Source organism: Pseudomonas sp. SDO524_S393 (assembly GCF_054071875.1).
The window spans coordinates 1-19,984 of sequence record NZ_JBSVVZ010000070.1 but is presented as its reverse complement, the minus strand read 5'-3'; the positions used below and the strand labels follow the sequence as shown (position 1 = coordinate 19,984).

Annotated in this window: 19 protein-coding genes; 12 read left to right on the top strand and 7 right to left on the bottom strand. The window is 61.5% G+C overall.

Annotation, left to right across the window (positions count from 1 at the left end):
• Positions 1–118 precede the first annotated feature (118 nt).
• The 5 genes from ACW9IB_RS24475 (at position 119) to ACW9IB_RS24455 (ending at position 2,908) form a co-directional block, all read left to right on the top strand.
• Entirely contained in the window at positions 119–709 is a 591-nt protein-coding gene (locus ACW9IB_RS24475; RefSeq protein WP_457368959.1) for a cysteine hydrolase family protein, read from the top strand.
• Between the two features lie 147 nt (positions 710–856).
• Positions 857–1,177, top strand: coding sequence for a hypothetical protein (locus ACW9IB_RS24470; RefSeq protein ID WP_457368958.1), 321 nt, complete (start codon positions 857–859; stop codon positions 1,175–1,177).
• 75 nt (positions 1,178–1,252) lie between these two features.
• Positions 1,253–1,810 carry a Smr/MutS family protein gene (locus ACW9IB_RS24465; RefSeq protein ID WP_457368957.1) on the top strand — a complete coding sequence of 186 codons (558 nt, stop codon included), beginning with the start codon at positions 1,253–1,255 and terminating at the stop codon, positions 1,808–1,810.
• Between the two features lie 78 nt (positions 1,811–1,888).
• On the top strand, positions 1,889–2,434 hold the full coding sequence (gene folE / locus ACW9IB_RS24460; protein WP_048371280.1) for a GTP cyclohydrolase I FolE: 546 nt from the start codon (positions 1,889–1,891) through the stop codon (positions 2,432–2,434).
• 102 nt (positions 2,435–2,536) lie between these two features.
• Positions 2,537–2,908 carry a glutathione S-transferase N-terminal domain-containing protein gene (locus ACW9IB_RS24455; RefSeq protein WP_457415833.1) on the top strand — a complete coding sequence of 124 codons (372 nt, stop codon included), beginning with the start codon at positions 2,537–2,539 and terminating at the stop codon, positions 2,906–2,908.
• 37 nt (positions 2,909–2,945) lie between these two features.
• On the opposite strand, the gene ACW9IB_RS24450 is transcribed toward ACW9IB_RS24455, so the two are convergent.
• The 3 genes from ACW9IB_RS24450 to ACW9IB_RS24440 are packed head-to-tail and all read right to left on the bottom strand — an operon-like array spanning position 2,946 to position 5,876.
• Positions 2,946–3,260 (bottom strand): AtuA-related protein, encoded by a 315-nt coding sequence (locus ACW9IB_RS24450; protein WP_457369019.1) that lies wholly within the window; start codon positions 3,258–3,260, stop codon positions 2,946–2,948.
• Positions 3,257–4,582: an acyclic terpene utilization AtuA family protein gene (locus tag ACW9IB_RS24445; RefSeq protein ID WP_457415832.1), complete on the bottom strand. Its 1,326-nt coding sequence runs from the start codon at positions 4,580–4,582 to the stop codon at positions 3,257–3,259. Before ACW9IB_RS24445 ends, ACW9IB_RS24450 begins: the two co-directional genes overlap by 4 nt.
• Before the next feature lies 1 nt (position 4,583).
• Entirely contained in the window at positions 4,584–5,876 is a 1,293-nt protein-coding gene (locus ACW9IB_RS24440) for a CitMHS family transporter (protein ID WP_457369017.1), read from the bottom strand.
• Between the two features lie 111 nt (positions 5,877–5,987).
• On the opposite strand from ACW9IB_RS24440, the gene ACW9IB_RS24435 reads away from it, so the two are divergent.
• Positions 5,988–6,884, top strand: a complete 897-nt coding sequence (locus tag ACW9IB_RS24435) for a LysR family transcriptional regulator (protein WP_457415831.1) — start codon at positions 5,988–5,990, stop codon at positions 6,882–6,884.
• Between the two features lie 118 nt (positions 6,885–7,002).
• Here ACW9IB_RS24435 and ACW9IB_RS24430 read toward each other — a convergent pair whose 3' ends face one another.
• Both ACW9IB_RS24430 and ACW9IB_RS24425 read right to left on the bottom strand, forming a co-directional pair.
• Positions 7,003–7,605, bottom strand: coding sequence for a glutathione S-transferase family protein (locus ACW9IB_RS24430; protein ID WP_457369015.1), 603 nt, complete (start codon positions 7,603–7,605; stop codon positions 7,003–7,005).
• Between the two features lie 10 nt (positions 7,606–7,615).
• On the bottom strand, positions 7,616–8,782 hold the full coding sequence (locus tag ACW9IB_RS24425) for an aminotransferase-like domain-containing protein (protein ID WP_457415830.1): 1,167 nt from the start codon (positions 8,780–8,782) through the stop codon (positions 7,616–7,618).
• A gap of 81 nt (positions 8,783–8,863) precedes the next feature.
• Between ACW9IB_RS24425 and ACW9IB_RS24420 the strand changes: the two genes are divergently transcribed.
• The 3 genes from ACW9IB_RS24420 to ACW9IB_RS24410 all read left to right on the top strand — a co-directional run bounded on the left by ACW9IB_RS24420 (position 8,864) and on the right by ACW9IB_RS24410 (position 11,498).
• A complete protein-coding gene (locus ACW9IB_RS24420; RefSeq protein ID WP_457415829.1) occupies positions 8,864–9,298 on the top strand; it encodes a MarR family winged helix-turn-helix transcriptional regulator in 435 nt (144 codons plus the stop codon).
• Between the two features lie 215 nt (positions 9,299–9,513).
• Positions 9,514–10,860: an NCS2 family permease gene (locus ACW9IB_RS24415; protein WP_457415828.1), complete on the top strand. Its 1,347-nt coding sequence runs from the start codon at positions 9,514–9,516 to the stop codon at positions 10,858–10,860.
• A gap of 11 nt (positions 10,861–10,871) precedes the next feature.
• Entirely contained in the window at positions 10,872–11,498 is a 627-nt protein-coding gene (locus ACW9IB_RS24410) for a LysE family translocator (RefSeq protein WP_457415827.1), read from the top strand.
• Here ACW9IB_RS24410 and ACW9IB_RS24405 read toward each other — a convergent pair.
• Positions 11,437–16,608 carry a dermonecrotic toxin domain-containing protein gene (locus tag ACW9IB_RS24405; RefSeq protein ID WP_457415826.1) on the bottom strand — a complete coding sequence of 1,724 codons (5,172 nt, stop codon included), beginning with the start codon at positions 16,606–16,608 and terminating at the stop codon, positions 11,437–11,439. The two genes, ACW9IB_RS24410 and ACW9IB_RS24405, sit on opposite strands and share 62 nt — an antisense overlap.
• 149 nt (positions 16,609–16,757) lie before the next feature.
• Positions 16,758–17,111: a hydroxyisourate hydrolase gene (uraH, locus tag ACW9IB_RS24400; RefSeq protein WP_038847464.1), complete on the bottom strand. Its 354-nt coding sequence runs from the start codon at positions 17,109–17,111 to the stop codon at positions 16,758–16,760.
• Between the two features lie 345 nt (positions 17,112–17,456).
• Here uraH and puuE point away from each other — a divergent pair, with 345 nt between their 5' ends.
• From puuE to alc, 3 genes are read left to right on the top strand one after another with little or no spacing between them, the layout of a single operon-like run.
• Positions 17,457–18,383 (top strand): allantoinase PuuE, encoded by a 927-nt coding sequence (gene puuE / locus ACW9IB_RS24395; protein ID WP_457415825.1) that lies wholly within the window; start codon positions 17,457–17,459, stop codon positions 18,381–18,383.
• Entirely contained in the window at positions 18,380–18,895 is a 516-nt protein-coding gene (gene uraD, locus ACW9IB_RS24390; RefSeq protein WP_457369008.1) for a 2-oxo-4-hydroxy-4-carboxy-5-ureidoimidazoline decarboxylase, read from the top strand. Before puuE ends, uraD begins: the two co-directional genes overlap by 4 nt.
• Positions 18,896–18,936: 41 nt before the next feature.
• Positions 18,937–19,932, top strand: a complete 996-nt coding sequence (alc, locus tag ACW9IB_RS24385) for an allantoicase (protein ID WP_457415824.1) — start codon at positions 18,937–18,939, stop codon at positions 19,930–19,932.
• Positions 19,933–19,984 lie beyond the last annotated feature (52 nt).

The window sequence follows — 19,984 nt, the reverse complement described above, 5'->3', positions numbered from 1 at the left end:
AGCCGTGCACTTGACATCGCTGCACGTCAACAACGGCGTACCTTACGATGGTAGCGATTCACAGAATTGCTCAGCCAGTGGACAATGTCACAAAAGCCCCCCTCACAGGAGCCCCAGAATGTCCGTTCCAAAGACGATGTTTCAACTCAGCGGTCGCGGTTACGCAGCAGCCAACCTGAACCATGCGACCCTCGTGATCATCGACGCCCAGAAAGAATACCTCAGCGGTCCGCTTGCCCTGTCGGGCATGGACGCCGCCGTCGCCAACATCAAGCAACTGGTTGGTGCGGCGCGCAATGCCGGGCGCCCGATCGTGCATGTACGCCACCTGGGTACCGTGGGCGGCCTGTTTGACCCGCAGGGCGAGCGCGGTCAGTTCATTACCGGCCTGGAACCCCAGGGTGACGAAACCATCATCGGCAAATTGTTGCCCAGCGCCTTCCATGGCACCGGCCTGGAAAAACACCTGCAGGACCTTGGCTCCCTGGATCTGATCGTCTGCGGCTTCATGAGCCATTCCAGCGTCAGCACCACCGTGCGCGCGGCCAAGAACCTCGGTTTTCGCTGCACCTTGGTGGAAGACGCCTGCGCCACCCGTGATCTGCCTTACAAAGGCGGTATCCTGAGTGCCGACCACGTGCAACAGACTGAAATGGCCATCATGGCCGACAACTTCGCCACCCTCGCGCTGACCAAAGACCTCGTCTGATATAAACGCCACCTTCGATGAGCGGCGCGGCGTGTGTATAGCCCCGCTCATCCGCAAAGCCCCGTCATTTGCCGCATTTGCCTCTGCTGTCGGAACAACCTGTGTATCTTCCGGTCGAAGGGCCGATACCCTGGAGGAAAGGTCGGAATGAAGATATCCGATGGTTTTGACGCTCGTCGCTTGCGCCCCAAGGGGCCGAGCAACTGGCGTCTGCGCCTGGCGGCCGGCTTTGCCGCGTTGCTGGCGATAGTAGGTGTGGCACTGGCCGTCGCGGGCGGCGCTGGTTTGGCCGGTCGTTCACCGGCATTGGGCGAATTGAACACCAGCCCCGGCGGTTCGATCATTCTGCTGGTGATCGGCCTGCTGGTACTGTGGCTGGGCGTGTGGTGGTGGCGGCGTAGCCGTCGGAAAATGCGCCAGCCTCTGTCATTGAACATCGCTTCACACCTGATGAAAAAGCACGACTGATGGCACCTGGATAGCGTTTCCTGCGCCCCGGCCGCCGCGATTTAGGTAAACTGCCTGCCCTTCGCGGAGGCCAACATGCAAGACGACGATTTTTCCCTGTTCAAAAACGAGCTGCGCGGTGTCAAGCCGATCAAGCATGATCGTGCCGATACCGGCAAACCCAAGGCCGACCGGGCGCAGATCGCCAAGCTGCGCCAGGCCGCCACCGTGCGTACCGAGACCACCACCGTGGACGGTCTGTCGGACCAATTCGTGATTGATGTCGGCCCCGAAGACGAGCTGATGTGGGCCCGCGACGGCGTGCAGGACAGCCAGGTGCGCAAGCTCAAGGCCGGCCAGATTCCCTTCGAAGGCAGCCTCGATCTGCATGGCATGACCGTGGAAAAAGCCCGTGAAACCCTCTGGGCCTTCCTCGCCGAAGCCACTAAATTCGAAATCCGCTGCGTACGCGTCACCCACGGCAAAGCCGTGCGCCTGGACGGCAAGCGCCCCATGATCAAGAGTCACGTCAACACCTGGTTGCGCCAGCACCCCCAGGTACTCGGTTTTACCTCCTGCCAGGCGCGCCATGGCGGCGCAGGTGCCGTGTATGTGATGCTCAAGCGCACCATGATGGAAGGGCGCGACGAGTAACAAGTGCCCTCGCCAGGCTTGCAGCGATGTGTCGGCCACCGTAACCTTGCGCTTTGCGAAAATCCAACAGGTAGTTTCATGTCCCTGGAACAGAATTACACCGCGATCCTCGGCCAGCTCGGCGAGGACGTTTCCCGCGAGGGCCTGCTCGACACGCCAAAACGTGCCGCCAAGGCGATGAAGTACCTTTGCCGCGGTTATGAACAGACGCTCGAAGAGGTCACCAACGGTGCCCTGTTCAGCTCCGATAACAGTGAAATGGTGCTGGTGAAGGACATCGAGCTGTACTCGCTGTGCGAACACCACCTGTTGCCGTTCATCGGCAAGGCCCACGTCGCCTACATCCCGAGCGGCAAGGTGCTGGGCCTGTCCAAGGTCGCGCGGATTGTCGACATGTACGCACGCCGCCTGCAGATCCAGGAAAACCTCAGCCGCCAGATCGCCGATGCCGTGATGCAGGTGACCGGCGCCCTGGGTGTTGCGGTGGTGATTGAGGCCAAGCACATGTGCATGATGATGCGCGGTGTAGAGAAGCAAAACTCATCGATGATCACCTCGGTGATGCTCGGCGAGTTCCGCGAAAACGCGGCCACCCGCAGCGAATTCCTCAGCCTGATCAAGTAACGGGCTGTCGTGAAGAAAACCGGCGTTCATCGCCGGTTTTTTTTCGCCGGTCAAAATCAGGTAAGCTGCGGCCCCTTCTGTTTCGGGCAAGAGGTTTGCACCATGTTCGTCAAAGCACTTCGAGTCGGCCTCGGCCACGTCATCATCGCGGGCGATTTCCTGACCCGTCCGCGCAAAAAGCAGCGCAGCGCCGAGCAACAGGCGCAGGTGAACGAAGCCGCCAAGGACCTGACCCTGTATCAATTCCATGCCTGCCCGTTCTGCGTGAAGACCCGCCGAACCCTGCACCGCCTGAACGTGCCGGTTGCATTGAAAGACGCGAAGCACAATGAGCATGACCGCCAGACCCTGCTGGAGCAAGGCGGCAAGATCAAGGTGCCGTGCCTGCGTATCGAAGAAAATGGCCTGACCACCTGGATGTATGACTCCAAGGTGATCATCGATTACCTGGATAAGCGCTTCGCTGCGGTCTGACAGACACCGCAGCTCCCACATTTGCCCGGTGATAGCCTTAGTTTTGCATTTCCAGATCCAGCAACGCTGAACCCAGGCACTTGCCGTGGGCGTCCAGCGCCAGCGAGCGGGTCACGCCGCCACGCAGGATCCCCGGCAGCACGAAGTTCAGCGCCTGTACGTCGGGCAATTCATACCGCCGTACCGGCGGTGCCTGCGGGTCGCGCAAGCCCGCAAAGTACTCGGCTACGCGCTCAGCCGTCAGTTGCTCACACAGCAGCGGGTAATCTTCGGCGCGGTAGGCAATGATCGAAATGTTCGACGTATCACCCTTGTCCCCGGTCCTGGAATGGGCCAGCGTGTGCAGTTTCATGCTTCGATCCTCGGGTTGACCTGACTGCGCGGCAGCAGCAACGACGCCACCGCCACCACCTGACGCACGCTTTTGCTGGCGCCGCCCCCGCCCGACGGGCCGTTGGTGTAGAGGGTCTCCACTTCATTGCCGACCCGCACCGCTTCGCTGCGGTCTGCACAGCGCGCCGCCACACGCAGGCGCACTTCCCAGGGTTCGACGTGGCTGCGCGGGCCATGCAGGGCGTCCATGCCGATCAGTTCGGCGCGCACCTCCTGCATCTTCACGCCCATCAGCTCCAGGCGTTTGAGGACGACATCCCGCGCCAACTGCGCCCGAGCGACAGCACCCGGGCCACCGTAGGACATCTGCCCTTCGCCGATCCAACCGTCCAGATAACCGACGCTGACTTTCAACTGCTCTGGCCGTGCTCGCCCTTCGGCACCCTGGGCACGTACCCGATCACGGCCCTCCTCCACAAACCCTACCCGGGAAAAATCGGCGGTCACATCCGGCGTAAGGTAAGCAGCAGGGTCATGCACCTCATAAATCAATTGCTCGGTGCACGTCGCACGACTGACCCGTCCACCCGAGCCAGCAACCTTGGTAATCAGCGCCTCGCCGTCTGCGTTGATGTCAGCCAAGGGAAAGCCCAGCCGCGCCAGGTCTTCCACATCCTTGAAACCCGGATCGGCAAAATAACCACCGCTCACCTGCCCTGCGCACTCCAATAAATGCCCTACCAGCGTGCCGCGCCCCAGGCGCGACCAATCGTCCGCGGCCCAGCCGAACTCGAACATCTGCGGCGCCAGGAACAACGAAGGATCGGCCACGCGCCCGGTGATCACCACGTCGGCATCGGCGTGCAAGGCCTGCAGAATGCCGTCGACACCCAGGTAGGCATTCGCCGACAGTAATCGCTCACCCAAAGCGCCGACGGTCTGGCCGTTATCCAGCAAAAAATCGGGTTGCAAGACCGTCAATACGTCATCGCCGACCACGGCAACCACCTTGAGGTCCAGGCACAGCTCTTGCGCAATCCGCCGCACTTCCTGGGCCGCCGATACCGGATTGGCCGCGCCCATATTGGTGATAACCCGCAAGCGCCGACGCCCGGTCTTGACGCCGACATAGGGCAACACCCGACGCATCCGCTCACTCAACAGCGGGTCGTAGCCACCCTGTGAGTCGTTGATTCGCGCCTGTTGCGCCAGGGCAATCGTGCGTTCAGCCAGGCATTCGAACACCAGGTAATCCAGGTCGCCCTGCTCGGCCAGTTCCACGGCAGGCTCGATACGGTCGCCGGAATAGCCGGCACCGGAACCGATGCGCAAGGTTTTCATCTCAAATCACTCCCAGGAGCAGCGCGGTCAGGGTCATCAAGACCGACGCGGCAAACAGAAACGGAATGGTGAAGCGCTGGTGATCGGCCAATTCGATCTTGCACAGGCCCACCAACAGGAAGGTCGCAGGGGTCAGCGGGCTGACCGGGAAACCGGTGGTGTGCACACCCAGCAACGAGGCCTGGGCCACTTGCAGCGGGTCGACGCCCAGGGCCTTGCCAACTTCGGCGATCACCGGCATCACACCGAAATAGTAGGAATCGGGGTCGAACAGCATGCTCAACGGCATGGAAATAAAGCCCACCACGGCGGGGATCAACTTCCCGTGGCCGGCCGGAATCTGCGCTACCGCCACTTCGGCAATGGCCTTGAGCATGCCAGTGCCCTGCATGATTCCGGTGAACACCCCGGCAGCGAGCAGGATACTGGCCATGGTCAGCGCGGTCTTGGCGTGGGCGTCGATGCGCGCACGCTGAGCGTCGACGTTCGGATAGTTGATGCACAGCGCCACCACGGTGCCGAGCATGAACATCACCACTGGATCGACCCAGCCGGCAATCATCACCACCATCACCAGCACGGTCAGGATCAGGTTGACCCAGAACAGACGTGGGCGGCGCAGCTTGATGTCGTCTTCGCTGAGTACCCGCTGCGGCACCGCATCCACCGTGGACCCGGCCCCCAGGCCCAGGCGTTTTTCTTCACGGCGCCCCAGCCACCAGGCGCAGGCGAATACAAAGGCGAGACCAACGATCTGCACCGGAATCAACGGCTGGAACAAGTCCGCCACCGGCACGTGCAAGGCGGCTGACGAGCGCAGCACCGGGCCGGTCCAGGGCAGGAAATTGACCCCGGCCGCCATCGCGCACACGCAGGCGAGGATGCGTTTGTCGATGCCCAACCGCGTGTACAACGGCAGCATCGCCGGCACCGTCACCAGAAAGGTCACCGCGCCCGAGCCGTCCAGGTGCACCAACAACGCCAGTGTCGCCGTGCCTACGACAATTCGCGTAGGACGTGTCCCTACCGTGCGCAGGATGCGATCAATGATGGGGTCGAGCATACCGGCATCGGTCATGATCCCGAAAAACAGAATCGCGAACACGAACATGCCGACGACGGGGGCGACGTTCTTGATACCGGTGATGATGAAGGCGCTGGTTTGCAGGCCGAAACCGCCAAGCAGCGCGGCGATGATCGGCAAGGCGATCAGGGCCACCAGCGGCGAGAGGCGTTTGCTCATGACGGCAGCGAGCAGGCACAGGATGGTGATGACACCCAGGGTTGCGAGCATGGGTTACTCCAGAGCGGCCTTGATGGCCGGTTATTGTTTTACCGGGAGTATTGGAAGCGGGTTAGTCTTTGTAAATTAGAATATTCACCAGCTAGTGTTCGGAAAAACAAAATGAAGAACAGCATCCAACACATTCAGGCGTTTCTGGCGGTGGCCCGTACGGGCAGCTTCACCAGGGCCGCCAACGAGCTGCACCTCTCGCCTTCCGCGCTGACGGTGCAGGTGCAGCAACTGGAAGACTGGCTCGGCGTTGCCCTGCTCGACCGCAGCCCCCGGCATGTCAGCATCACGGCTGCCGGCCAGGACGCCCGTGGCCCGATGGAAAAGCTGCTGCTGGACCTGGACAACATCGTCAGCGGCTCCCGCGATCTCGCCGCACTGCGCCGGGGCGTGGTTACCATCGCCGCCCTGCCCTCGGTGTGCGCCGGGACATTGCCGCCGGCCTTGCGTTTGTTTCGTGAGCGGTTTGCCGGAATCGAAGTGCGCCTGCATGACCTGGTAGCCCATCGCATTCATGCCCAGGTACGTTCCGGGGAGGTGGATTTCGGCATCGGCGTGCGGGCACGACTCAGTCACGGCCTGGATTTCATACCGGTACTGAATGACCGTCTGTGTGCATTTGTACCGGTGGACCACCCGCTGACCCGTCATCGCCAACTGACCCTCGCACAGTTGGCCGATCAGCCGATCATCCTCACCGGGCGCGACAGCAGTGTGCGCGAGCAAGTGGATGCGTTGTTCGATGAGACGCGGCTGACAATGAACGCCGGCATGGAGGCCAACTACATGTCGACGGTGCTGGCATTGGTACGCCAGGGGTTGGGGATCAGTGTGTTGCCGGAATCGGCGGCGGACAGTCTGAAGGGTTTGCAACGCATCCCCATCGATCATCCCGGCGTGAACCGTGAGATCGGTTTGATCAGTCGCAGCGGGATGGGCTTGAGCCCGGCGGCGCAACGTTGCTTTGACCTGCTGAACGACGAATTATCTGACACACCGCAGAGCTAACGTTAGAGCAGGCTTGTGTGGGAGCTGGCTTGCCTGCGATGCGGACAACTCGGTCTGTCAGTTGTACCGAGGTGAGGCCATCGCAGGCAAGCCAGCTCCCACATGTTGAACCGTATGATCAGTCCAGCATCGGCACATGTTTTGGATGGCTGGCAACACGTTTCAACCACGCCTGCACACCCGGATAGGCCGCCAGGTCGAAACCACCCTCGTGGGCCACATGGGTGTAGGCATACAGCGCCACGTCGGCAATCGAAAACTGATCACCCACCAGATACGGCGTCAATTGCAGTTGACGCTCCATGACCTTGAGCGCCTTGTAGCCACCCTTGTGCAGCTTCTTGTATTCCTCCTGGCGTTCTTCCGGCAACCCCAGGTAGAACTGGATAAACCGCGCCACCGCAATGTAGGGCTCGTGGCTGTATTGCTCGAAGAACTGCCATTGCAGCACTTGCGTACGCAGGCGCGGCTCGCCGGGCAGGAACTCGCTGCCGTCGGCGAGGAAGTTGAGGATCGCGTTCGACTCCCACAGGCAGGTGCCGTCTTCGAGCTCCAGTACCGGGATCTTGCCGTTGGGGTTCTTCGCCAGGAACTCGGCGGTCTGGGTGTCACCCTTGAGGATGTCCACATCCACCCATTGATACGGGATGCCCAACAGGCTGAGCATCAATTTGACCTTGTAGCAGTTGCCCGACTTGTAATCGCCATAAACCTTGTACATGGGGCTCCCCTTATGCCGCTTGCGCGTGCTGTGCTTGACGGACCACCGCGGCCAGGCGCTTGAGACCTTCGTCCAGGCGCGCCGGGTCGATATGGCTGAAATTGAGCCGCAACGAACCCAGGTGCTGGTCCGGCTCGGAAAAGAACGGTTCACCGGGCATGAACGCGACGTCCTGATCGAGCGATGGAGCCAACAAAGTGCGGGTATCCAGCGGCTGTTTCAAGGTCAGCCAGAAGAATAATCCACCCTGGGGCACTTGCCAGTCGGCCAGGTCGCCGAAATGGCGCACCAGTGCGGCCTGAAACGCGTCGCGGCGTTCACGGTAGAAACTGCGCAGTTCCACCAGGTGCTGCGCGTATTGTTCGCTGCCAAGCCACTGCATCGCCTGCCACTGGCCCACGCGGTTGGTGTGCAGGTCCGCCGACTGCTTGAGCTTGAGCAGGTGCGCAAACAAGTCCGGGCTGGCGATCAGGTAACCCACCCGCAGCCCCGGCAACAGGGTCTTGGAAACCGTGCCGGTGTAGATCCAGCTGGCCTTTTTCAGGCGCCCGGCAATCGGTTTGGCACTGGCGCCGTCGAAGGTCAGTTCGCGGTAGGGTTCGTCTTCGATCAGAGTCACGCCGAACTCATCGAGCAATGCCGCGACGGCTTCGCGCTTGGCTTCGCTGTAGCGCACCGCCGAAGGGTTCTGGAACGTCGGAATCAGGTAGATGAACGCCGGGTGATGGCGTTCAAGGTTGGCACGCAACGCGGCCAGGTTCGGCCCGTCGGCCTCCAGTTGCACGGTGAGGCAATCGGCGCCGAACAACTGGAAGATCTGCAACGCGGCCAGGTAGGTCGGGCCTTCGAGCAGGATCTGCGTGCCCTTGTCGATATACAGCTTGGCCGCCAGGTCCAGGGTTTGCTGAGAACCGCTGACCACCAATACCTGGCTGGCCTGACACGGCACGCCAAGGGCACGGGCCTGCGCGGCGATCAGTTCGCGCAGCTGCGGCTCGCCTTCGCTCATGCCGTATTGGCCGATATTCAGCGGCAGGTCATCCCAGTTCAACCGGGGCAACATGGTTTCGGCCGGCAGGCCTCCGGCGAAGGACATCACTTGCGGACGCTGGGCAGCCGCGAGGATTTCACGGATCAAGGAGCTTTTGAGGCGCGTAACACGTTCAGAGAAGGCCATGGGGTCACCGCTGGCTAAGCCTGTGGGAAATACGTCAAACTGCTTGACCGAAATTACGACGACGCGAACGGATACGTCAATATGCTTGACCTTAAAAACCCAACCGCCCAGCAAGAAGCCATGGAAGCGTTCTTCTTCGGCTACCAGGCGTTCACCGCCAAGGCCGACGAAATGCTCGAGCGCCGAGGCCTGAGTCGGGTGCACCAGCGCATCGTGTTTTTTATCGCGCGCTACCCCGCATTGAGCGTGAAGGAACTGCTGGAAGTGCTCGGGGTAAGCAAGCAGGCACTGAATATGCCGCTGCGCCAATTGCAGGAAATGCACCTGGTGAACAGCGTTGCGTCCGAGACCGACAAGCGCAAACGCCTGTTGGAATTGACTGAGGAAGGCCAGCGTTTCGAACAGTCGCTGCGGCGCGAGCAGGTGAAGTTGCTGCAACGCGCATTCAGCGACGCCGGGGAAGCCGCCGTCAGCGGTTGGCTGGCCGTCAATCAGGCACTCGCCCACCAGCCTTGAACCCTGTGGCGAGCGGGTAGAGGGCATGCCTTTCATCTGCTTCCGAGCGGCCAATCGAAAACATTATTTGCTTTATTTGTATACAAAAGCATAATCCACATCGAGCGAGTTCCTGACCTATTGGTCAACAAAACTTGCCGACACCTCAAAGCGCTGTTGCCCACATCTGTGACCGGCGCTGGAAATAACAATAAAACTCTTGAGGAGTACTCGCTGTGGATAGCCGCAAAACCGAAGCCCCGACGCTGGACCTCTCCCCGCCCAACCACGGTTGGCTGGAACGCCTGTTCAAACTGCGCTTGCATGGCACCACAGTGAAGACCGAGCTGATCGCCGGCCTCACCACCTTTATCACCATGGCCTACATCATCTTCGTCAACCCGAACATCATGGCCGATGCCGGCATCGATCACGGTGCGGCGTTCGTCGCCACCTGCATCGCTGCCGCCCTCGGCTGCCTGTTGATGGGCCTGTACGCCAACTGGCCGGTCGGCTTGGCGCCAGGTATGGGCCTGAATGCGTTCTTCACCTACACCGTGGTCGGCACCATGGGCTACACCTGGGAAACCGCGCTGGGCGCGGTGTTCATCTCGGGCGTGCTGTTCATGGGCCTGACCCTCTCCCGGGTGCGGGAATGGTTGCTCAACAGCATTCCGGTGAGCCTGCGCCATGCCATGGGCGCCGGCGTCGGCTTGTTCCTCGGGGTGATCGGTCTGAAGACCGCCGGCATCATCGTCGACAGCCCAGCCACCCTGATCAAGCTCGGCTCGCTGCACGAACCCGCGCCGCTGCTGGCCGCCGTGTGCTTCCTGCTGATCGCCATCCTCAGCTACCACCGCGTATTCGGCGCGATCCTGATCAGCATCATCGCCGTCACGCTCGCCGGCTGGGGCCTGGGCCTGGTGCACTACAACGGCATCCTCTCCACCCCGCCGAGCCTGGCCCCGACCTGGATGGCCATGGATGTGGCCGGTGTATTCAATATCAGCATGATCAGCGTTGTTTTTGCGTTTCTTTTTGTACACATGTTCGACACCGCAGGTACACTGATGGGCGTCGCGCAACGGGCCGGACTGGTCAATGCCGATGGCAAGATCGATAACCTGTCCCGTGCCCTGAAGGCCGACAGTGCGTCCAGCGTATTCGGGGCCATGGTCGGTGTGCCGCCCGTGACCAGCTACGTGGAAAGTGCCGCCGGCGTGGCCGCTGGCGGGCGTACCGGGCTGACGGCGGTGACCGTGGGCATTCTGTTCGTGGCCGCGATGTTTTTCGCACCGCTGGCCGGCATGATCCCGGCGTATGCCACCGCCGGAGCCTTGATTTACGTGGCGATGCTGATGATGGCGAGCATGGCCCATATCAATTGGGACGAAGCCACCGACAGCATTCCGGCGATCGTCACGGCGATCATGATGCCCCTGACCTTCTCGGTGGCCGACGGGATCGCCCTGGGCTTCATCACCTACGTGGCGCTCAAGGCCGGTACCGGCAAGTACCGTGAGATCTCCATCAGCCTGTGGGTGTTGTGCGCGATCTTTATCGCCAAATTCATATTTCTATAAAGGAGCAACGGATGAACCTGGAAACCTGGCTACTGTTCAGCGGCGCGGCATTGGTGGTGATCCTGATCCCGGGGCCGTTGTCATTGCTGATGATCAGCAACAGCTTGAATTACGGGCTGCGCCGCTCGTATCCGGCGTTTCTGGGTGGGGTATCTGCCTCTATCTGCCTGCTCAGCGCCTCGGCCCTCGGCCTGGGCGCGCTGTTGCTGGCCTCCGAGCAACTGTTCAGCGCCTTGAAGATCGTCGGCGCGGCGTACCTGTTTTACCTCGCCTGGCAGAGCTGGCAACAGTCGCGGCAACCGGCCCGACAGGCAGAAGTGCCCTACAGCGCGCCGCTGCCGCGCTTTCGCAGCCTGTTTGGTCGCGCCTTCGTACTGGGCGCCAGCAACCCCAAGGACATTCTGTTCTTCGCCGCATTCCTGCCGCAGTTCCTCAACAGCCAACACGCGTTCCTGCCGCAACTATTGATCATGATCGTCACCTGGACCCTGCTCGACCTGCTCTGCAAGCTGGCCTACGGGCTCGGTGCCCATGGCGCCGCGCGCTACCTGCGCAGCGGCAGCGGCCAGGGTTGGTTCAACCGGGTAAGCGCGGCCTTTTTCGGCGCGGCCGGCGCCGCAGCGCTGCTCCGGGCCTGAGGCTGCCAAACCGGACGAAGTACACAGTGGGCGGTGCCTGTGCCGTCCACTGAATGCCCGCGATGATCTTCACCAGGCGGTGCTCGTCGAGCGCCTGCTTGATCGGCGCGTAGGCGGCGCTGAATTTGAAGGACGTGCTTTTCTCGATGAACCACGCGTCGGTCATTTGCATCGCGTGCGCCGCGTGCAGTTTGATCGAGGGGGTATGGGACCAGCGCGTCAACACGTAGTACAGATTGTCGGTCTGCGGATGAGTGCAACAGAAGTCCACCACAGCGCCGGCGCCCGCCTTCTTTTCCATCCTGCGCACGACAAACCCCTGGGCCTCCAGCACGGTTCGCACCGCGTTTTGCATCACCCGCGCCCTTTCAATCTGATTGTGTTGGGTGGGCTCGAACAAAGCATTGCTCGGCCGAGGGACCACGGTGAAATCCATACGCTCAAAGCCCGGCGTGATCGGCTCACGGCCGATGTAGATACGGGTACTGCTGGCACTTTCCAGGGGCCTTAACAGCTTTAGCAGATCGTCGGTTTGCCCAAGGGCGCCTGGCGCCAGCCAACGGTCAAGGGTTGCACGCAAACTGAGCAGATGGCTGGCAGTCAGTGACGGGCTGCGATCGGACAGAGCCAGCAGGCGCTCGATCAGAAACGTGCGGCTGTTGGTCGTCATGAACGGAAACGCCCGGGCCAGGGATACCCGCAGCGACTCACTGAACAACGGTCGGTGAAATACCCACGCGCCCTCACTGCCAAGCGTCGCCGGTATCGGCTGGTCGAACGCGCCTACTTCAAGCCAATAGGCGATATCCAGGGACGCCGCATGTTCCAGCGGCTGGTCGCGGGTGATGAAGATCAACGTGCGCGGGGACACCTGCGCACCGTCCGGCAGCACCCGATAATGACGGCCATTGAACTGCACTACCCGATAGGGGCGCGCGGGCGGACGTACGGTGACCTCGAACAGACTCCGCTCCGGCAACAGCGCCGTCAGTGTCAGCGACGCCGTGGAGGCCCAGGCCTGAAAGTGCTGCGGCGGTACCTGGGTCTGGCGCAGACGCAGTTCGACCGCCGTGTGCGAAGGGGGACGCCAGCTGGTTTCGGCCGGAGCGTTGAAGGGGCGCCATATGGCTGAACTCGGACCCGGTTGTGGTGACACTGGCGGCGCATCCGCCCCCAATGACCACTCACGGTCTTCCCGGATAAACAGCAGTAATTCGCCCTCGGCTTCACCGCCCGGGTTCTTTATCCGCAGCGCGTGTTCATCCGTGCGCCGGTACACCGGGTAAAAATGCTCGCCATCGCGCCAGAACTGCTCGCCGTTTTTCACGTAGACCCCCCTCTCGCCCGATCCCTGCAGCGGCACGGCGGTGTCGATGGAAAAAGACTTGCGCAAACGCTCCAACACGCTGGCCGCTTGGGGCGCAGACGGCAAACGTGCCAGGCGAGCACCGCGCTGATGCAACTGAATCAGGCTCCGGTGCAGCGCAACGGGGCGTACCGTCTTGCTCCCGGGAATGAAAGAGGTGACCACATCGACAAATGCCATCAGCGTCAAAAACACCACGTCCACCGCATCGTCGGCGCGTTGACTGAGGTGGTAACGCCGAGCCGCCAGCAACAACTCATACACGCTGATTCCCACACCAATCACCGGAATGAAAGATAGAAGACCACGCACCCTGGCATCGTTCTGCTCGGCCAAGCGTTGTTCTCGGTATTGATCAAGTGTCGCGATGGAGTTGGCACTGGCCTGGGCACGCTGCTGGATCTCGAGCATGCGGGCATGGGCGAACAGCGCCTGGGCATCGCATTGGGCGGTAAGGACAATGTCCAGCCAGGCCTTGGGGTCGGCGAGGATCTGTTCCTTGATCTGTGCTTCGATCACAGGCAACACCGCAGAGGGTAGCGTGTGTTTGATCTTGAAACTGGCGACGAACCGCCGAATGGCTTCATACGCCCTGAGAACGGCGAACCCCAGAATCGGCGCCACACGGACCCTGTTCAATAACGCCACCGGCGTTGGCACGACGGCCGGTTGCCCGGGATAGCCGGCCAGCGCCTCGGTTTCCCAGCCGGGGGCCACCTGTCGCGCCAGCGCCTTGCTGTTGTCGGGGGTCGCCCAAGAGGCGTTTATCGCGATCCTGGCCTGTTCGACGCCATCGTGCTCGCTGATCGTCGGCGAACCCTGGGCACCCGGCCAATACACCACGCAACGCTGCGAGGGCTGATCGATGATGATCAGAATGCCCGCGATATGGCGGTGTTGAGCCAAGGTCAGGCCGCACAACCGCACGAAACCCAAGCGCAACTCATGACCGTTCTTGTACAGATCGGCCGGGCCACGCGCCGCCATGGCCGTGCTGAACAGGCTTTGCCCCTGAACCGAGAGACCTTGCCTGACAGCGGAAAAAGCTTGCAAGCGCGCCAACTGCCACGTGCTGCGGTCGATCAGTGGCCGGGACAATGCCTGGGATGTCGGGTGAAACACACGCTGGACCCAGGCGGTGTACTGTCCGCCGATGTCCAGTTCAGACAAGGTGTCGATCAAATAACGCGGGCTCAATCGAGCCTTCCACTCAGGCTGATGCCAGCGCGCCCGGTTCAATCGCCACTCGGTCCATGGCGCCTGGGGGTCGAGGTTATGCAAGGCCAGATCCAGCAGGCTGAAGGTCGTTCGTTCGCGACTGACCACGGTTTTGGCATGACGGTCACCCACCACACATTGACTCGACCAGCCACAAAACTGGCGGCTGACATCGTCCGGCATGTCCAGCAAGGGCAGGTCCATATCCAGCGTCGAGGAAAAACCATCCGCCTTGAGCCGCGCCGCCAACAGGCCGCGCGCAAACGTTTCCAGCGACGGCAACACCTGCCACAGCCGGCTCTCCAGGGCCAAGGCGTTGGCCAGGTAACTCCGTTGCAGGCGCCTGTAGCGCTGGCGGTGAGCCGCTGAAGCCCGCGTCAGCCAGGGTGGCCGGGCGTGAGAGTGCACGGCACCGAAGCGCACGTACTCCACATTCGCCAGGGCAACCGCACGCGCATCATGGGCGGGTACTTGCAGGTGATCGCGCAGCTCATCGGCCAACAGTTGCCGGGCCAGATTCACATCCGCTACCTCGCTGAACAAGCGCGCTGGGCCATTCAGGCGCTTGTGCAGGCGCGCGTGGTATTCGATCAACGCCTTGACGCTACCATGCAGTGCATCGCCCTCCTCCACGCGATAGTCAATCGGCGTTGCCGCCGACAGCTCCGATTGCAGAGCCTTGCGCACGTCCCGTCCGATGCAGCGCCATAACACAGAACCATCACGGCTGGTCAGGCTGGCCCGTAGCGCGTAGGTCAGACTGTGCAATGTGTCGAATACCGCCAGCCCACCGAACCCGCCACTGACCACCAGCAACACCGGCTGGGGCTCCATCGGCTCGCTCAGTGCACGTGCGGTGGTCACCACAAACACGCCCATCAACTCGCCTAGGCCGCCCGCCCCCAGGGTGATGCGCAACACGCGCGTGTCACTGTCACCCCGCGCCGCTGCCAACGGCGTATCGAGTACCTCCAGCAACCGGTCGAGGTGGGGCTGCTGGAGCATCTGCAAGGCCAACTCAATCTGTGCCTCCTGGCGCAATGCACGGCGTTGGGTCTGCACCACCCACGCGGCACGCTGGCGCGAACCTTCCAGGCGCTCCAGCCAGAATGCCGGCTGGAACAACCGGGGCGCCTCGCCGAGCGTCCAGCCGCTGACCTTCTGCAACAGTTCCTGACGCTGGCCTTCGAGTTGCAACAGCGCCTGATAGGCCGCAGCGTCAGTCTCGTGCAACGCACTCAAGCGGCTTTCATAGCGTTGCAATTTCCCCTCGCAGGCCATGCGCGGCAGGTCGGCAGACAGGTTGGCCAGCAGGATTTCGGAGTGTCGTCGCTGGCGGTCCCACTCGAGCAATTCGTCCAGAATGGAGGCGAATATCGGCCCACGGTTGAGGCGCGCACGGTGCTTTTCGATAAACCGCAGCAAACGCGCCGCACGACGACTAGGCAGGGGTTCGCCCACGGCAGGGGCGGTGTAATCGAGCGACAGCAGGCTGCCCCATTCGTCATTCAACTGTCCATCCAGCAAGGCTTGCGCACTGTGGGCCAGGGCGTCCTCGTTAAGGCTCACGCCAGGAGGGATTGCCGCGACCGAGTGACGCTTGAACGGCAAATAAAGCCATGCGGTGTTCAGCAACGACTGCTGGATCAGTACCGGCAAATCGTTCTGCAACTGATGCCAGGAGCTGAATTCGCGAAACGCCTGCTGCAAACCCGGCAGATAAACCACCACAGGCGCGTCCGGCTCACCAGCCCGACGCAGGTACAAGGCGCCTGGAATCGCCAGCACTCCCGAGTCGGTGTGGGGCCAAGTCAGCGTCTCCACACACAACGCGGCCCAAGCACCACCCGCACGTTGGCGGGCTTCGGCGGTCGGTGCATCCACCAGCTGTTTGACCATGGAGTAGGCCGCTGCCGACAGCTCAAACACCTGGTGCGCCAGGTAAGCCTGGTCGGCAAATGCCAAGGCGTGCAACTCGGCCCAGCGCTTTGCACGGGACAGCCATGAACCCTCGGCCAGTTGCTGCCAGTACCCCGTAACGGCACTGTCGACGCGCTCGGAGAGCCTTAACTTGCGCACTCGGTCCATGACTTCCCAAGCGTTGAACGGCAGGCGATGAAGCGCCTCGCCCTGGACACTCAAGGCCGTGAAGTGATGGAGGTTGATGGGCACACCGGGCCGGGCAAACAGGTCCAAAGCGCGGTCGACCAGGCTGTTGACCTGGCTGGCCGGGCGAGGCGGCGGTGGTTCGCTGAACAGCAAGGTGTGAGGATCCAGAGCAAACGCTTCACGCAAGGCCTGGCGGATCACCGCAAGGATACGCGGCGCCCGACCGCTCAGTTGGCGCAATTGCCGGGTGCGTTGCAGGCAACGTTCATGGGTGTCGTGCAATTGATTGATCAGGCGGCTGGGCTGGGCGGCGCCGTTGATACGCTGAGTCAACAACGCGCGCAGCGTGGTCAGGCGCTGTTCGGGCGTCACGGCGGGGTCGTCGAAATCCAGGGGTGAAACGCTGTCGGTGTCCATGCCGGCCTCCGGGTGGCTTGAAAAAAACCGAGCCTAGAGACCCGTCGCGTTCATCCTGCACTACATAGTTGCCGGGCAAAAAAAAGCCCGCAGTGTGGGGCGGGCGAAAAACCAACGAAGAGCTTTGGGGGTGTGAAGCGAGGTGACGCTCAGCTACCGCGATAAGTGGAGTAGCTGTAGGGCGAAATCAGTAACGGGACATGGTAGTGATCCTGTTCGGCGCTGATGCCGAAACGCAGTACCACCACATCGAGGAAGGCTGGTTCAGGCAACTGCACGCCACGGGCGCGGTAATAGTCACCGGCGCTGAACTGCAGTTGGTAGACACCGCTGCGGTAGTCGTCACCTTGCAACAGCGGCGCATCGCAACGGCCATCGCTGTTGGTCAGCGTGGTCGCGACCAGCTCAAGCTGCGCGCCCTCGACGCGGTACAACTCGACCTTGATCGCGCTGCCGGGGCAGCCGTGTGCGGCGTCCAAAACGTGTGTGGTCAAACGTCCCATGGCGTCGGCGCGCCTCCTGAAGTCAGTAAAAGAAAGGTCCGCGCTTTTTCAGGGCAGCGAAAAAGCCGGCGATGGCTGATTAAGACACTTTTTAAAAAAATTGTACACAATAAAAATCACAAACCTTTGGATCCGTGCACCTGCAGCGACGCTCGAGGCAATCGTCGAGTAATCCTTGCTTTTAAACGACCTTTTGTCCATTAGCTGACCAATCAGGCAAGTTTCTTGCTACACCATTCACCTGAAGCCTTGCAGAAAAAATGCAGAAATGCGGGCTTACAAAGTGCGCGATAAGTTGTATACAATCACTCATCGCCAACACGACGAACAAGAAGGAAGACTGCAGTGAGCGCTGACTACCCACGCGACCTGATCGGTTACGGCAGTAACCCTCCTCACCCCCACTGGCCGGGCAAGGCACGCATCGCGCTGTCTTTCGTACTTAATTACGAAGAAGGTGGCGAGCGCAATATTCTGCACGGTGACAAGGAATCCGAAGCGTTCCTGTCGGAAATGGTCGCTGCACAGCCGCTGCAAGGCGCACGCAACATGAGCATGGAGTCGCTGTACGAATACGGCAGCCGTGCCGGCGTGTGGCGCATCCTCAAGTTGTTCAAGCAATTCGATATCCCGCTGACCATCTTTGCCGTGGCCATGGCCGCCCAGCGCCACCCGGATGTGATCCGCGCGATGGTCGAGGCTGGCCACGAGATCTGCAGCCACGGTTACCGCTGGATCGACTACCAGTACATGGACGAGGCCCAGGAGCGCGAGCACATGCTCGAAGCCATCCGCATCCTCACCGAACTGACCGGCGAACGCCCACTGGGCTGGTACACCGGGCGCACCGGCCCCAATACCCGGCGGCTGGTGATGGAGGAAGGTGGCTTCCTCTACGATTGCGATACCTACGACGATGACCTGCCCTACTGGGAACCCGATACGCCCACCGGCAAGCCGCATTTGGTGATCCCCTATACCCTGGACACCAACGACATGCGCTTTACCCAGGTGCAGGGGTTCAACAAGGGCGATGACTTCTTCGAATACCTCAAGGATGCGTTCGACGTGCTGTATGCCGAAGGCGCCGAGGCGCCAAAAATGCTTTCCATCGGCCTGCATTGCCGCTTGATCGGCCGTCCGGGGCGCCTGGCGTCGTTGAAGCGTTTTATCGAATACGTCAAAGGTCACGAACAGGTGTGGTTCACCCGCCGCGTCGACATCGCCCGCCACTGGCACGACACTCATCCTTTCAAGGGAGCGGCGAAATGACTGCGTTCCAGACCCTCACACCTTCGACCCTGGGCCGTGACGCATTCGTCCAGGCCTTCGCCGATATCTACGAACATTCGCCATGGGTGGCCGAAAAGGCCTTCGACCTGGGCCAGGACGCGTCGATCGACCAGATCGAAACCCTGCACCAGCGCATGAGCGACATCCTGTTGAGTGCTGATCATGCCCGCCAGTTGGCGCTGATCAACGCTCACCCGGACCTGGCCGGCAAGGCTGCCGTCCAGGGGCAACTCACCGAAGCCAGCACGAATGAACAGGCTGGCGCCGGTATTCACCAATGCACGGCCGAAGAGTTCTCGCGCTTCACCGAGCTGAACGATGCCTACAAGGCCAAGTTCAAGTTTCCCTTCATCATGGCGGTAAAAGGCAGCAACCGGCATCAGATCCTGGCCGCGTTCGAAACGCGCATTCATCACTCGGTCGAGGCCGAGTTCAAATGCGCACTGGCCGAGATCAACAAGATCGCGTTGTTCCGATTACTGACCCTCTAAACGACCATCCCCAGCCACTCTATTCAAGGCAGACAAGAAGAATGAAAGCTTACGCCGTACCTTTCGAAAAGTTCGTCAACCTGGCCGACGCCCGCCTGGGCACCAAGATCATTTCCGTCACCGATGACTGGTTCGCCGACGCCAACCGCCTGTTCCAGCCGACCCCGGCCGTGTGGAAGGAAGGCGTGTTCGATGACAACGGCAAGTGGATGGACGGCTGGGAGTCGCGCCGCAAGCGTTTCGAAGGCTACGACAGTGCGGTGATCCGCCTCGGCGTGCCCGGCAGCATCAAGGGTGTGGACATCGACACCTCGTTCTTCACCGGCAACTACCCACCCTCGGCGTCCCTGGAAGCCTGCTTCCTGGCCTCGGGCGAGCCTGACGAGAACACCCAATGGGTGGAAGTGCTGTCCGCCGTCGAGCTGCAAGGCAACAGCCACCACTACCATGAAATCAACAACGAGCAGGCGTTCAGCCACCTGCGCTTCAACATCTACCCGGATGGCGGCGTGGCCCGTCTGCGTGTATACGGCGTACCGTTCCGCGACTGGTCGGCGGTAGGTGACAACGAACAGGTCGACCTGGCTGCCGCACTGAATGGCGGTCGCGCCCTGGCCTGCTCCGACGAGCACTTCGGTCGCATGAGCAACATCCTCAACCCGGGCCGTGGCATCAACATGGGCGACGGCTGGGAAACCGCCCGTCGTCGTACACCCGGCAATGACTGGGTGATCGTCGCCCTGGGCCACCCGGGCGAGATCGAGAAAATCATCGTCGACACCCTGCACTTCAAGGGCAACTACCCGGACACCTGCTCGATCCAGGGCGCCTTCGTGAAGGGCGGCACCGACAGCCAGATCGAAACCCAGTCGCTGTTCTGGCGCGAACTGCTGCCGAGCCAGAAGCTGGAAATGCACGCCGAACACACTTTCGTCGAACAGATCAAGGCGCTGGGCCCGATCACCCACATCCGCCTGAACGTGTTCCCGGATGGCGGTGTGAGTCGCCTGCGTGTACTCGGCAAGGTAGCGAAATAAGGGTGGACCCAATCGCGGGCAAGCCCGGCTCCCACAGGGGTATGCGGTCAAA